Here is a 13,178-nt window from a genome sequence, read left to right on the forward strand (position 1 = left end):
GCCCCGGACAGGGGCGGCCGCGACCGGGCGGGGGAACGGGCACGAAGGTGCCCGGTCCTGCCCCCTCCAAAGAAGGCGAAGTACCACATGAGTGACCGCACCCTCACTGCGGCCGAAACCCCGCCCGCCGCCGCGGCGGCACCGGCCTCCACGCACGTGGACGCCGGCGATGCCGGGTACAGCAAGGACCTCAAGTCCCGCCACGTCAACATGATCGCCATTGGTGGAGCGATCGGCACCGGACTCTTCCTCGGTGCCGGCGGCCGCCTGGCGAGCGCGGGCCCCTCCCTCTTCATCGCGTACGCCGTCTGCGGCCTCTTCGCCTTCTTCGTCGTCCGGGCCCTGGGCGAGCTCGTGCTCTACCGCCCCTCCTCCGGCGCCTTCGTCTCCTACGCCCGTGAGTTCATGGGCGAGAAGGGCGCCTTCACGGCGGGCTGGCTCTACTTCCTGAACTGGGCCACCACCGGCATCGCCGACATCACGGCGGTCGCCACGTACACGCACTACTGGAGCATGTTCAGCGACATCCCCCAGTGGGTGCTCGCGCTGATCGCCCTCGCGGTCGTGCTCACCGTGAACCTGATCTCCGTGAAGTACTTCGGCGAGATGGAGTTCTGGTTCGCGATCATCAAGGTCGCCGCGATCACCACCTTCATGGTCGTCGGCATCTTCCTGCTGGCCAGCCAGCACAAGGTCGGCGACGGCACCCCGGGCCTGTCGAACATCCTCGACCACGGCGGCGTCTTCCCGACCGGCGTGATGCCGATGCTGATGGTCATCCAGGGCGTCGTCTTCGCCTACGCCTCCGTCGAGCTGTGCGGCGTCGCGGCGGGCGAGACCAAGAACCCCGAGAAGATCATGCCGAAGGCGATCAACTCGATCATGTGGCGCGTCGGCCTCTTCTACGTCGGCTCCGTCATCCTGCTCGCGGTGCTCCTGCCCTACACGGCCTACCACGCCGGCGAGAGCCCCTTCGTCACCGTCCTGTCCAAGATCGGCGTGCCGTACGCGGCCGGCGTGATGAACCTCGTCGTCCTCACCGCGGCGCTCTCCAGCCTGAACTCCGGCCTCTACTCCACCGGCCGCATCCTGCGCTCGATGGCCATGTCCGGCTCGGCGCCGAAGTTCACCGGCAAGATGAACAAGGGCCAGGTCCCCTACGGCGGCATCCTGCTCACCGCGTTCTTCTGCGTGCTGGGCGTCGGCCTGAACTTCGTCGTCCCGGCGGACGCCTTCGAGATCGTGCTGAACTTCGCCGCCATCGGCATCATCGGCACCTGGGGCATGATCATGGTCTGCTCCCTGCTCTTCTACCGCCGCTCGAAGGAGGGCCGGGTCACCCGCCCCGGCTACAAGCTGCCCTGGGCCCCGTACACCCAGATCGTCACGCTGGTCTTCCTCGCCGGCGTGCTGGGTCTGATGGCGGCCGAGCCGGGCGCCGGCCGGACCACCGTCCTGTGCCTGCCGATCATCGTGGCCATGCTGATCGGCGGCTGGTACCTCGTCCGCGGCAAGGTCGCCCGCGCCCAGCGCGAGAACGAGCTCGCCGCCACGGAGGCCGGCCGGTCCTGACCGGTGACGTGACCGGCTGACACACGCGAGGCGCCCACCCCGGAGACGGGGTGGGCGCCTTCGCGCATGCCTACGGCTTGGCCGAGTCCACCCCCGCCCGGCCCGCGCGCCACAGCCCCCGCGTGAAGTCCGGGATCTCCTGCGGCGCGCCCTTCGCCCGTATCGAGGCGTGGCTGAGCGGCACGGGCGCGCTCCACGTGGCCGCGTCGTACACGTCGAAGTCGGGCACCAGGCCCCGCTGCATGCACTGCATCAGCCGGAAGATCATGATGTAGTCCATGCCGCCGTGCCCGCCGGGCGGGTTCGCGTGCTCCTTCCACAGCCAGTGGTCCCACCGCGCGTACGCCCCGAAGTCACCCCACGCGTCCCCGGACATCTCCGGCTCCAGGTAGATCCGCGGCGGATAGTCCTCGAAGACGCCCTTCGTGCCGCCCAGCGTGTTCACGCGGCTGTACGGGTGCGGGTTGGACACACCGTGCTCCAGACGGATCACCCGCCCCTTCGCCGTCTGCACGAGGCTCACCGACAGGTCGCTCCCGACGTACGTCTCCTTCCAGCTCGGGTCCCCCGGCGGCATGTGCTGCGCGCGGTAGGCCGCCAGGCCGGCGGCGGGAGAGCCGACGGTCGAGATCCGCACCGCGCGGTCCCCGCGGTTGACGTCCATGTAGTTCGCCACCGGCGCGAAGCCGTGCGTCGGATAGACGTCGCCCCGCAGCCGGGTGTGCCACCGCCGCCGCCACGGACCCTCGTAGTACGTCGGCGAGAACATCAGCTCCCGCAGGTCGTGCAGGTACGCGCCCGCCCCGTGCAACAGCTCGCCGAAGACGCCCGCGTGCGCCATCCGCAGGACGCGCATCTCGTTCCTGCCGTAGCAGCAGTTCTCCAGCTGCATGCAGTGCCGCCGCGTGCGCTCCGAGAGGTCCACCAGGCGCCACAGCTGCTCCAGCTCCATGGCGGCCGGACACTCCACGCCCACGTGCTTGCCCGCGGTCAGGGCGGCCTCCGCCATCGGGAAGTGCCACTCCCAGGGCGTGGCCACGTACACGAAGTCCACGTCGGAGCGCTCGCACAGCTTCGCGTAGTCGTCCTCGCCCTTGGTGTAGAGCGCCGGCGCCGGCTGCCCCGCTGCCCGCACCTTGGCCGCGGTCTTCTCCGCCTTGGCCCGCACCGTGTCGCACAGCGCCACCACCCGGACGCCCGGCACCGCGAGGAACAGCTCCGTCATCGAGGCGCCCCGGTTGCCCAGCCCGACGATCCCGACCCGCACGGTGCTCCGCCGCTCGAACGGCACCCCGATCATGGTCGCGCCCTGCCGCCGCGGCACCGCCGCCCCGGCGGGCGCCGCGGGGGGCTCTGCGGGGGCTGCCGCCCGGGCCGGCGCCGCGCCGAGGCCCACGCCCGCGCCCGCGGCGCCGGCGGACTTCAGGAGGAAGCGGCGGCTGACGCCGGAATCGTGGTCACTGCCGGGGGTCTCGGGCTGCCGGGGGCTCTGCGGGGCTGACTCGGGCATCGGTCCTCCTGGAGACAAGGGGCTGATGTGAGCTGCGGCGCGTGCGTGAACCTCGCTGACTTCGGTAAGCGACCCTGACGCGTGTGACATGCGCAACGCAAGAGGGCTCGCGCGGCGGGATTGCGCCGTTCGTCCGGGGCGGACCGGGGCAGCTCATGGCGGGTCGGGGCGGCTCCGCGGCCGGCTCCGCCGCACCGCCGCCGTGCGATGCTGGTCAGGTGACGCTGACCGACCTGGTCCGGCTCCGCCGGGCGCGCGACACGATGGACCGCGACTACGCGGAGCCCCTCGACGTGCCCGCGCTGGCCCGCGCGGCGCACATGTCGACAGGCCACTTCGCCCGCAGCTTCCGCGCCGCGTTCGGCGAGACCCCGTACAGCTACCTGATGACCCGCAGGATCGAGCGGGCCAAGGCCCTGCTCCGGCGCGGCGACCTGTCGGTGACGGAGGTCTGCTTCGCGGTCGGGTGCACGTCACTGGGGTCGTTCAGCTCGCGGTTCACCGAGCTGGTCGGCGAGAGTCCGAGCGCCTACCGCGCACGCCCGCACGAACAGGGCGCGGCCGTCCCCGCCTGCGTCGCCAAGGTCTTCACCCGGCCGCTCAGGAACCTCGGACCGGCGGCCGGAAGCGCGGAACCGGCCAGGACCGGGCCGGCCGGGAGCTGACAGGGTCAGGCCCGGGCCGGTCGGAAGCGAACCGGTCAGGATCGGAGAAGCGCGCAGCGCGGCCCGCCCGTAGCGTGAGCGGCATGGACATCAAGCTTTCACAGTGCTTCATCGCCGTCGACGACCACGACAAGGCGCTCGCCTTCTACCGGGACGTCCTCGGGTTCGAGGTGCGCAACGACGTCGGGTTCGAGGGCATGCGCTGGGTGACGGTCGGCGCCCCTTCGCAGCCCGACGTGGAGATCGTGCTGGAACCGCCCGCCGCCAACCCCAACGCCTCGCCGGCCGACAAGCAGGCCATGGCGGAGCTGCTCGCCAAGGGCATGCTGCGCGGAGTGATCTTCTCGACCGACGACTGCGACGCCGTCTTCGAGCGGATCAGGGCCTCGGGCGCGGACGTGCTGCAGGAGCCGATCGACCAGCCGTACGGGGTCCGCGACTGCGCCTTCCGCGACCCCGCCGGCAACATGCTGCGCTTCGCCCAGCGCCGCGCCGGGTGACCCCTCCGACCACGGCCTACGCGTCTCCGCCCACGGCCTACGAGGCGTCGTCCTCGAAGAACTGCGTCTCGTAGAAGTCCATCAGCTGCTCCGCCGTGTGGCCGGTCGTGCGGGCGAAGTCCTGCGCGACCGCGGCGGCCCAGTTCCCCAGGGACAGGGCCAGCGCCAGGACGCCGTCCGTGCCGTGCCTGGCCTCGACGGCCTTGATGGTGGCCAGGTTCACCCACGGCACGACGCCAGGGTCCTTCTCCGCGACGGTGCGGCGCAGGAGCTCGATCACGGTGCGGGTCATCTCCGGCTGCAGCGGGCGCAGGCGCTCACGCTCCTCGGTGACCCGGGCGACGATGCGGGCGCGCTGGTCCTTGTCCACGGGACGTTCCCCTCGTTCGGCGGTGGCGACCGCCTACCGTAGGGCCGCCGCGGGGGCGCGGGGGAGGGTCCGGGCGGTGGGATGAGCGGCGTCAGCGGAGAGGGGGACGGACGGATGGTTCGTACGGGGCCACCGTGGACGACGGGTCGTCCGCAGTCGTCACCGTCCTGCGGCCCAGGGCGAAGGCCTCCGCGTATTCGACCGGGACGTCGAGCCGCAGCGCGGTCACCGGCTCGCCGGAGAGCGGCGGCCGCTCCGTGGTGATGCGGTAGCCGGTGCGGAGCAGTTCGTCGTCCGGGCGGCTGCTGTGCACGGCGTCGAAGCCGTCCCCGGACTCCGCCCAGCGCCCGCTGACGCGCCATGTGTACCGCAGCTCCAGCAGGCCGGGGGAGGGCAGGCGCCAGGCGAACCGGCCGACGCTCAGCTCGCCGCTGAAGCTTTCGAAGCGGCTCCAGCCGCGGCCGCAGGCGAGGAGGACGAGCTCGCTCGTCTCCATCGCGCCCGCGTCGAAGGGCGCGCTGCACCACTGGCCGGTCAGTTGCTCGTCGAGAGGGATCATCCGGGGATTATGCGGGTACTCCCTTCCCGGGCCGCCGCCACCCCCGCCACTTCCGCCTCCACCGCATCCGCGAAGGCCCGCAGCACCGCCCGTCCCGCCGCCGTCCCCGGGCCGCGCGAGCGCAGGAACAGGCCCTCGTGCGTACGGGACAGCCAGAACTGCGCGTCGTCGGCCACCGTCACCCCGCTGATGTGGTGCGCCCGGCACGCCTCGTACGCCGCCGCCCCCGGCAGCCGCCGGTAGTCGACGTACGAGACCATGAACACGTCGTCCTTGGTGCGCCGGAACTCCCCGGTGGCGCCCAGGCGTTCGAGCACCCGCGCTGCGGGCAGGGACGCCATGCGCACCGCCGTGCGGAAGTCCGCCCGCGTGCGCCCCGCCCCTTCCGCCGCCGCCCGCACGCCCCGGACGTCGACCGTCACCGGCGCCACCGTCGTGAACCACCCGACCGCCCGCTCCCACCGCTCCTCGTCGCGCGTGTGCAGCGGAACGCACAGGCGCAGCACGTCGCCCGCCCCCGACCGCCGGGCGGCCAGCGCGAAGGCGGTGAGCAGCCCGGAGAAGGCACTGCCCCCGCCCGCCCGGCACCGCTCCTCCCACGCGGCGGCGCCCGCCGCGCCGAGCAGCCGCCGTACGTCCGTGGTCTGCGGCGCGGCTTCCCCGAGCTCCAGCGGGAACGCGGGGGTCGTGCCCCCGCAGGCGGCGAAGAACGACGCCCACCCCCGCAGGCGCGGGTCGCCGGGCCCCGGCGGTGCGGCGGCCGCGGCCCGGGCCTGCTCCAGGGCGCAGTAGTCCACGAAACTGCCGGGAGAGCCGCCCGTGGAGCCGTCGCCGCCCGGCAGCGACCCGCGCGCGTACCCCTCCCGCAACTCGTGCACCGCGACGGCCAGCGAGTGGGCGTCCACATGCGCGTGGTCGAAGCCGCACACGACCGTGCCGCCGTCCTCGCGCAGCACGGCGCACAGCACGTACGACGGCCAGCCCCACCGCCCGCAGCCCGCTTCCAGCCGGGCAGCCAGCCACCGCCGCAGCTCCCCGCCGTCCGTGAAGTCGCCGGCCGCCACCGCCTGCAGCCCCACCGCCCCCAGCGGAACCAGGAACCGCTCGCCGCCCGCCCGGAACCCGCTGCGCAGCGTCCCGTGCCGGTGCACCCACGCCTCGAACACCGCGCGGAGCCGCTCGGTGTCCACCGGCCCGGTGCCCGGCAGGTCGAAGGCGCAGCCGAGCCAGTTGCCCACCGAACCCGCCAGGTGGAAACGCTGGTTGAACGACGGCGGCACCGGGGAGGCGGGCGCCGAAGCCGCGGCCGCCCGCGCCCCGCTCACCGGCACGAACTCCACCACCCGTCCCGGCCGGGGCGCGTAGGAGTCGATCGTGGTCAGCCGCACGGCCGGTCGCCCGTCCGCGCGACGGTCCGCAGGACGTCCGCGAAGTGCTCCATGAACCGGGGCACGTTCGCGCGCGCGGCGGGCGTGTCCGGGTAGCGGGTCTTGAGGTAGGTGCAGTCCCACAGCCGGTTGACCCACACCGGCACGTCCGGGCTGAGCCCCGGGCCGGCCAGGCCGGTGCACCGCGCGGCCGCCCAGTCGCGGGCGCCCGGCGCGTGCCGGCAGTCCACGTAGGACACGATCGGCAGCACGGACGTCGCATCGGCCTGTATCGCGCCGGCCACTCCCGCCACCAGCTCCATCACCCGCACCGGTGAGACGCCCGCCGCCTCCCGCGCCTCCCCGAGCGCCTGCCGGGCGGCGCCGAGGACCTCGGCGAACCGGCCGCCGGCCGGGAAGGCCACGGGCGCCAGGTTGATGAACCAGCCGTGCGTGCGCTGCCAGCGGCGCTCGTCGCGCGTGTGCAGGACCGTCAGCCCCCGGTAGTGCTCCTGCCCGCCCAGCTCGCGCCCGGTCACGGCGAGCGCGGCGAGCACCCCGGCCTGGAAGCCCGCGCCCTGCGCCTTGCAGGCCCGGGCGAACGCCTCCGAGCCCGCCGCGTCCAGCACGTCCATCTCCAGGGAGACGCCCGGGCGGTCCCCGCCCGGCCCCGGCCCGGAGGCGCCGCTACCCAGCTCCAGCGGGAAGGCGGGCGGCGGACCGGCGGCGAAGAACTCCACCCAGCGGCGCACGCCCGGAGCGTCGGCGCCTATGAGGGCGGAGCGCTCGCGCTCCAGCGCGCAGTAGTCGACGTAACTGCCCGCCTCCGGAAGGCCGGCGGGCGCGCCGGTGAGCTCGGCCTCGTAGAGGGCGCGCAACTCGTCGAAGACCATCAGGAGCGAATAGCCGTCGCTGTGGCTGTGGTCGACGGCCAGCCACACGGTCGACGACACGCCCTCCTGCTCCGCGGCGCCTCCGCCTCCGCCGCGCAGCACCGCGCCGGCCGCGAACGGCGGCCACTGCAGCGGGCTCGTCCCGGCGTCGAAGCACGCGCGGATGCGCTCTTTGATCGCCTCGCCCGACGCGTACGTCCCGCAGGGCACGCTGTCCACCGTGACCACGTCCGCGGGAACGGCGTGCCGCCGCAGGCGGTCCCCGTCCTGCGCGAACCACGTCAGCAGCGTCGGATGGCGCCGCACCCACGCCGCCAGCGCCGCGGCCATCGCCCCGGTGTCCAGCCGCCCCGGCAGGTCGAAGGCGAGCCCGATCCACGGCGACTGCAGCCGGCCCGCCGCCCGGTGGGCGAGCAGCCGCCGGATGTGGTTCTCCTGCAGGTACGACGGCGGCGCCGGGTGCTCCGGCGCGGCGGCCGCCTTCGCGAGGACGGGGGAGGGGACGCGGAACTCCACCAGCTCGCCGGGCGCGAGCGCGTAGTCCCCGATCGGCGTCATCCGCATGCCGCCGTCACCTCCCGCGCCGCCGCCGGGCGCCGCACCGCCGCCCGGTCCCCGGCGCCGGAGGCGGCGACGCGCCCCACGGCCCGGCGGACGTGCTCCGCATAGCGCGGGACCTCGGCCCTGCCGCGCACCGTGTCCGGATACCGGAAGCTCAAGTAGACCCCTTCGAAGGAACGGTTGACCCACAGATAGACCTCGTGCGCGTCCACGCGGCGGCTGCGCAGCGCCGCCGCTCTCCACTCGCCCCAGTGCCGGGCACCGGGCACCCGCCGGAAGTCCATGTACGACACCATGAACCGCGGCCGGAGCGGCACGCCCAGCAGCTCCGCGACCCGGGCCAGCGGCACGTCCGCCACCGGCCGCGCCCTCGCCGGTCCCGCCGCACGCCTCACTCGCCAGACAGGCCAGCACCCCCGCGAACAGGCTCCCGCCGCTCCGCCGGCACACCGTCTCGAACGCCCGCGCCTCCGCCGCGTCGAGCAGCCACACCAGTCCCCCGGCCTGGGCCCCGCACCCGCCCGGGCCCTCGCCGCGCTGCCTGCCCACCGCGGCGGGGAAGGAGGGCAGCTCGCCGCCTCCCGCCGCCACGAAGTCCCGCCACCGGAGGACTGCTTCGTGGTCGCTGCCGACCAGCGCGGCCCCCGCCCGCTCGCACCCGGCGAAATCCAGGTAGCTGCCCGTCTCGCTCAGCCGCGCCCTGCCCCCGCGCACCGCCGCCGCGTACAACTCGCGGATCTCGTAGGCGGCGAGCAGGATCGAGTAGCCGTCCACGTTCGAGTGGTCCAGGCCCGCGTACAGCGTCACCGGACCCGGCCGGTCCCCCGGCCGCTCGACGGTGGCGAAGAGGTACGCCGGCCAGCCCAGCGGGTCCGTCTCCCGGTCGAACAACTCCTCTACGCAAGAGGCGAGTTCGGATCCGTCCGTGTGCGTGCCGGCGATGCTGCGCCGCATGCCGGCGGAGCCCGGCGCCAGCGTCACGCGCCGCACTCCCGCCCCCGGCTCCGCCGGCACCAAGCGGCTGCGCAGCGACTCGTGCCGGTCGATCCACGCCAGCAGTGCGGTCTCCAGCGCGGGGGCGTCGAGCGGCCCGGGCAGGTCGAAGACGGCGGCGAGCCAGGACGGCGACGGCCCGGGCGCGGACGCCCGGCGGCGCGTCAACCGGTGGAGGAGATGGGCCTCCTGGGCGTACGAGGCGGGACGTTCGTCCGCCTGCCAGCGGCGTGCGGCGGACCTGCCGGGCACCGGCCGCCACACGGTGAGCAGCCCGGGACGCACGTCCAGGCCACGCATTTCGGTGAATTCCACACGCCTGCCTTGCGCTCGGTCGAGAAAAGGCATGCCGGTACCCGGGCCCCGGAACGACGCCGGGAAGACACCAGGATGCTGCGACCAACTACCGGACGGGCAGCGGATGTTACTGGGGTGCGAGTGTCGGCTGCAAGGCGTGTTCCGCGGGGTGCCGGACGCCTGTTCCCCGAGGCCCGTTCCCCGCTGCCGGTCCGTCGGCCTGCCGGTCTGCCGACCGGGCAGCGGCCGGGTCAGGGTGTGCGCAGCCCGGGCGCGCGCAGTCCGGCGGGCAGTGGCAGTGGCCGGGCCGTCCACGCGGGGCGGGCCGGGAGTGCCGCCGGGCTGCCGGCGCCGCGGCAGTAGGCGTCGCGCACCGCGTCGTAACCCGGCACGCGCACGGCCGCCAGCAGCGTGCCCCAGGCGGCGGCACGGGATTCGACGGCCCGGGAGACGGTGCGGAACTCCGCCGCGCTCCGGGCGGCCGCGAGGCGCCGGGCCTGTGCCCAGGCGGTGTTGCGCCAGAGGACGAACAGCTCGTGGGCGGTGATGCCCGCGAGGGGGTTCCAGCGGGCGTCGCCCACGGCGACGAGCGGGTCGTACCGGGCGGCGAGGGCCCGCACGACGGGCTCGTAGGCGCGGTCCAGGACGGTCTGGAAGCGGTCGAAGTCGGCTTTGCGCGAGGTGCCGTCGGGGCGGAAGAGGCCGGATTCGGCCAGGGTGTACGACATGTCGCGCTGGATGTGGGCGCTGGCGGCCAGCAGGGCGTCCTGCCCGGCGTTGGTGCCTCCCGTGCGCGCGGCGTCGAAGGCGATCCGCCACGCCTCGGGCACCTGCTCTCCGGCCCGGTCGGCGGTGTAGGCCTGCAGATACCGGCTGACGAAGGCGGCGTTGAGGTCGCGGGCCAGCCAGCCGGGCTCGGAGAAGAGGCCGGGGCTGCTCAGCAGCGTGTCGCCCAGGGTGGCCTGCAACTGGGCGTAGAGGGCGGCGAAGGGCGCGTGGTGGTCGCAGCCCAGCCGGTCGCGCAGCGCGGCGAGCGTCCGCTCCAGCTCCGCCACGCAGGCCCGTACCGGCGCCGGGCAGACCGGGACCGGTGCCTGAGTATGCGCTTGTGCCTGCGCTTGTGTCTGCGCTTGTGCCTGTACGGGGCCCGCGGTGAACAGCAAAGCCGCCGCGGCGAACGTCGCGACGGCGGCTCGAAGGGATGAGGTGGCGAACACGCGGGCAGGCCTCCCGGTGGTGCGGCGATTCCGTTACGAACGTGGCCGGCGCGGTGCCGGGGGCTCCGGCACCGCGGTCGTCGGCGCGTCGGGGATCATCGCAGGGAAATGCGGCTGGAGGCCTCCTTGGGGAGCTTCTCGTTGACGAAGGAGACGGTGTCGCCCACGGGCGTGGCCTCGACGTCCGTGAGGTGGGCGAGCCGGTTCATCAGCGGCCGCGGGCTGAGCCCGCCCCCGCCGGCGGCCTGGGCGGTGCCGGATGCGGAGACGGCCCCGCACACCAGGAGTGCGGAGCCCACGGCCATGCGCGTCACGATGCGGTTCTTCATGTCCTGCAGAACGACGCCGGGGACGAACCGACACGGACTGGATCATCAGCCCCGGGAAAACACATGAAACGCATTACGGGCACGAGGGTGCGGTACGCCGGTCGGGTACAGCCCGGCCGACCCGCCCGCCATAGCCTTGCCCCGGTCACCGCCCTTGCGGAGCATGCGGCGCATGGCAAGTTGCGAGGTTTGCGGTAACGACTACGACCTGGCGTTCTCCGTCGAGACCCAGGACGGCGCGCGGCACGTCTTCGACTCCTTCACCTGCGCCATCCACAAGATGGCCCCCGTCTGCGAGCACTGCCAGGTCAAGATCATCGGCCAGGGCGTCGAAGCGGACGGCCACTGGTACTGCGGCGCCCACTGCGCCCGCTCCGAGGGCAAGGTGGGGATCGTGGACCACGTCTGACGCGGCACGGGCGCCCGGGAACCGGCGCGCTCCGTACGGGACGTGCCGCACGGCACAGCCCCCGGCCGCGCGGGCCCGGACGGCCGAGGTCCGCCGGTGAATCATGCGGCGGCGGCCCTAGGCCCCCGCCCGGCGGGACTTGGTCCCCCGGGCCGATACGGCGGCCGGTGTCGGCCCCTAGCCTGACCCGTATGGACACTGCGGACACCACGGACACCACGGACACGAGCGGCGTGCTCGACGAAGCGCTCCAGCGGCTCCACGTCTGCGGCCCGGAGCGGCTCGGACGCCTCACCAACCACGCCCCCATGGTGGCCGAGGCGCTCGTCGCCCGCGGGTGCCCGGACACGGTGCACCGCTGGCTCGACCTCTACCAGGAGCGGCTGGAGGAGTTCCCCGCCGGCGTCGCGCCCGTCACCGACGCCGACTGGGCCGGCGCCCTGGGCGACCCGCGCCGGGCCGCCGACTGGATCGCGTACTTCCGCCGCACGCTCGCCGCACACGGCTGGCGGAGCGTCCTCGCGACGTGGTGGCCGCGCCTGCTGCCGGGGATGTACGGAGGGTCCACGCACCCCGTGATCCGCGTCGGCCACGCCGTGCGCGCCCTCCTCCGGGACGACACGAGCGAGCCCCGGCTGACCGAACTCGCCCACGGACTGGGCTACTGGGCCGCCCGGCACCGGCCGCTCGCCGGCATCACCTGGCTGCCCGGCGCCCCGGACGCCGCCGCGGGCCTGGACGCCGTACCGCCGGTCCGGCCCCTGGAGGGCGGCTTCCCCGCGCGCCTGGCCCGCGTCGAACGGCTGCCCGCCTGGGCCGCTGACGTGACCGGCCCGGACACTGCCCGGGGCCGGCTTGCCGAACTCGTGCGCGCCGCCACCCACCGCTATGCCACCCACGGCCACGGCGAGGCGACCATGCTGGTCCACGCGGCCACCGCTCCCAGCGCCGTCCTGCGCACCCTTCCCGCCCTCCCGCGCCCCCTGTGGGTGCCGAGCCTGCGGGCGGCCTGGACGGCGTCGGCGGCGGTGACGGGGATGTACGCCGCGGCCGGAGCCGTCCCGTACGTCCCTCCGGGCCATCTCGCCGCCGGGGACCTGATCGAGCGCGCGGTGGCGCACGGCGACGAACACGTCATCAAACTCGCCGACACGGCGCTCGACGTCGCCGACGAGCAGGCACACGCCGCCGCGCTGCGCGCGATCGAGCTCAGCGAGCCCCTGCGCTGAGGCCGGGGCGGGTCGCCCGGCGCTCGGCGCGGGACGCTCCGGGGGTCACTCGGCCGGGCCCGCTCCCAGCCGCGTGACCAGGTCGTGCCAGGTCGCTTCGAGGCGGTCGAGGGGCATGCCCCGCTCGACGGACAGGTGGTGGACGAGGGTGGTGTCGAGGTAGCCCAGCAGCGTGTGCGCGAGGAGCTCGGCGTCGCCGCCGACGCCCGCGCCGCGCAGCAGCATGGCGAGGTGGGCGAGGCGGAGGTGGCGGGCCGGGACGCTGTAGGCGCGCAGCGGGTCGGTCCGGGTGGCCAGGATCAGGTCGTGGTGATCGCGTTCGTGGCGGATGACGGCGGGCCCGAACGCGTGCAGGCGCCGCGCCGCCGGGGCGCCGGGGCCCAGGGGCGGCGGCCCCGACATGAAGGCCGCCTGGAGCTGCTGCTCGCGGTGGTCGAGCAGGGCCAGCAGGAGACCGGTGCGGTCGCCGAAGCGCCGGAAGACGGTGCCCTTGCCGACCCCGGCGGCGGCAGCCACCGCCTCCATGGTCAGGTTCGCGGCTCCGCACCGGGCGGTCAGCTGCGATGCGGCTTCCAGCAGGCGCGTGCGGTTGCGCGCCGCGTCGGCCCGCAGCTGCGGGGACTCGCCGGCCTGGTGGAGGAGGGCGAGGCCCGGGCGCTCGTCCCGGGCGCCGCCCGGTGTGCCGTCGGGGCCGCCGGGGCCGGGGC

At 74.5% G+C, this 13,178-nt stretch carries 14 protein-coding genes; 5 read left to right on the forward strand and 9 right to left on the reverse strand.

Annotated elements, in window-relative coordinates; translation table 11 throughout:
- Window positions 1–87 precede the first annotated feature (87 nt).
- Window positions 88–1,572 carry an amino acid permease gene (locus ACSNOH_RS27915; RefSeq protein ID WP_436724205.1) on the forward strand — a complete coding sequence of 495 codons (1,485 nt, stop codon included), beginning with the start codon at window positions 88–90 and terminating at the stop codon, window positions 1,570–1,572.
- Between the two features lie 70 nt (window positions 1,573–1,642).
- Here ACSNOH_RS27915 and ACSNOH_RS27920 read toward each other — a convergent pair whose 3' ends face one another.
- Window positions 1,643–3,082, reverse strand: coding sequence for a Gfo/Idh/MocA family protein (locus tag ACSNOH_RS27920; RefSeq protein WP_436724206.1), 1,440 nt, complete (start codon window positions 3,080–3,082; stop codon window positions 1,643–1,645).
- Between the two features lie 218 nt (window positions 3,083–3,300).
- Between ACSNOH_RS27920 and ACSNOH_RS27925 the strand changes: the two genes are divergently transcribed.
- Window positions 3,301–3,747, forward strand: a complete 447-nt coding sequence (locus tag ACSNOH_RS27925) for a helix-turn-helix transcriptional regulator (protein ID WP_436724207.1) — start codon at window positions 3,301–3,303, stop codon at window positions 3,745–3,747.
- 83 nt (window positions 3,748–3,830) lie between these two features.
- Window positions 3,831–4,247, forward strand: a complete 417-nt coding sequence (locus ACSNOH_RS27930) for a VOC family protein (protein WP_436724208.1) — start codon at window positions 3,831–3,833, stop codon at window positions 4,245–4,247.
- Window positions 4,248–4,284: 37 nt separating this feature from the next.
- Here ACSNOH_RS27930 and ACSNOH_RS27935 read toward each other — a convergent pair whose 3' ends face one another.
- The 7 genes from ACSNOH_RS27935 to ACSNOH_RS27965 form a co-directional block, all read right to left on the reverse strand.
- The gene (locus ACSNOH_RS27935) at window positions 4,285–4,617 is read right to left on the reverse strand and encodes a hypothetical protein (RefSeq protein ID WP_436724209.1); all 333 of its coding nucleotides are present in this window, start codon (window positions 4,615–4,617) and stop codon (window positions 4,285–4,287) included.
- A gap of 91 nt (window positions 4,618–4,708) precedes the next feature.
- The gene (locus ACSNOH_RS27940) at window positions 4,709–5,176 is read right to left on the reverse strand and encodes a hypothetical protein (protein ID WP_436724210.1); all 468 of its coding nucleotides are present in this window, start codon (window positions 5,174–5,176) and stop codon (window positions 4,709–4,711) included.
- Window positions 5,173–6,564, reverse strand: a complete 1,392-nt coding sequence (locus ACSNOH_RS27945) for a hypothetical protein (protein ID WP_436724211.1) — start codon at window positions 6,562–6,564, stop codon at window positions 5,173–5,175. The genes ACSNOH_RS27940 and ACSNOH_RS27945 overlap by 4 nt, the downstream gene beginning before the upstream one ends.
- Entirely contained in the window at window positions 6,555–8,000 is a 1,446-nt protein-coding gene (locus ACSNOH_RS27950) for a condensation domain-containing protein (protein ID WP_436724212.1), read from the reverse strand. Before ACSNOH_RS27950 ends, ACSNOH_RS27945 begins: the two co-directional genes overlap by 10 nt.
- Window positions 7,991–8,356, reverse strand: coding sequence for a hypothetical protein (locus ACSNOH_RS27955; protein ID WP_436724213.1), 366 nt, complete (start codon window positions 8,354–8,356; stop codon window positions 7,991–7,993). Before ACSNOH_RS27955 ends, ACSNOH_RS27950 begins: the two co-directional genes overlap by 10 nt.
- Before the next feature lie 1,182 nt (window positions 8,357–9,538).
- Window positions 9,539–10,342: a DUF5995 family protein gene (locus tag ACSNOH_RS27960; RefSeq protein ID WP_436724214.1), complete on the reverse strand. Its 804-nt coding sequence runs from the start codon at window positions 10,340–10,342 to the stop codon at window positions 9,539–9,541.
- Window positions 10,343–10,599: 257 nt separating this feature from the next.
- Window positions 10,600–10,833, reverse strand: coding sequence for a hypothetical protein (locus ACSNOH_RS27965; RefSeq protein WP_436724215.1), 234 nt, complete (start codon window positions 10,831–10,833; stop codon window positions 10,600–10,602).
- 172 nt (window positions 10,834–11,005) lie between these two features.
- Here ACSNOH_RS27965 and ACSNOH_RS27970 point away from each other — a divergent pair, with 172 nt between their 5' ends.
- Together ACSNOH_RS27970 and ACSNOH_RS27975 are read left to right on the forward strand one after the other, a co-directional pair.
- Complete coding sequence (locus tag ACSNOH_RS27970) at window positions 11,006–11,242, forward strand: hypothetical protein (protein WP_436724216.1); 237 nt, start codon at window positions 11,006–11,008, stop codon at window positions 11,240–11,242.
- A gap of 191 nt (window positions 11,243–11,433) precedes the next feature.
- Window positions 11,434–12,471, forward strand: coding sequence for a questin oxidase family protein (locus ACSNOH_RS27975; RefSeq protein ID WP_436724217.1), 1,038 nt, complete (start codon window positions 11,434–11,436; stop codon window positions 12,469–12,471).
- Window positions 12,472–12,516: 45 nt separating this feature from the next.
- Here ACSNOH_RS27975 and ACSNOH_RS27980 read toward each other — a convergent pair.
- On the reverse strand, window positions 12,517–13,178 hold a 662-nt coding region (locus ACSNOH_RS27980), incomplete at its 5' end, for a TetR/AcrR family transcriptional regulator (protein WP_436724218.1).

It is taken from the genome of Streptomyces sp. URMC 127, from assembly GCF_051386535.1.
Classification (GTDB): Bacteria; Actinomycetota; Actinomycetes; order Streptomycetales; family Streptomycetaceae; genus Streptomyces.

Excerpts from the sequence above, each read along its gene's own strand:
- ACSNOH_RS27915 (WP_436724205.1), top strand. The coding sequence starts at position 88 with ATGAGTGACCGCACCCTCACTGCGGCCGAAACCCCGCCCGCCGCCGCG.
- ACSNOH_RS27920 (WP_436724206.1), bottom strand. The coding sequence starts at position 3,082 with ATGCCCGAGTCAGCCCCGCAGAGCCCCCGGCAGCCCGAGACCCCCGGC.
- ACSNOH_RS27930 (WP_436724208.1), top strand. The coding sequence starts at position 3,831 with ATGGACATCAAGCTTTCACAGTGCTTCATCGCCGTCGACGACCACGAC.
- ACSNOH_RS27940 (WP_436724210.1), bottom strand. The coding sequence starts at position 5,176 with ATGATCCCTCTCGACGAGCAACTGACCGGCCAGTGGTGCAGCGCGCCC.
- ACSNOH_RS27950 (WP_436724212.1), bottom strand. The coding sequence starts at position 8,000 with ATGCGGATGACGCCGATCGGGGACTACGCGCTCGCGCCCGGCGAGCTG.
- ACSNOH_RS27965 (WP_436724215.1), bottom strand. The coding sequence starts at position 10,833 with ATGAAGAACCGCATCGTGACGCGCATGGCCGTGGGCTCCGCACTCCTG.
- ACSNOH_RS27970 (WP_436724216.1), top strand. The coding sequence starts at position 11,006 with ATGGCAAGTTGCGAGGTTTGCGGTAACGACTACGACCTGGCGTTCTCC.
- ACSNOH_RS27975 (WP_436724217.1), top strand. The coding sequence starts at position 11,434 with ATGGACACTGCGGACACCACGGACACCACGGACACGAGCGGCGTGCTC.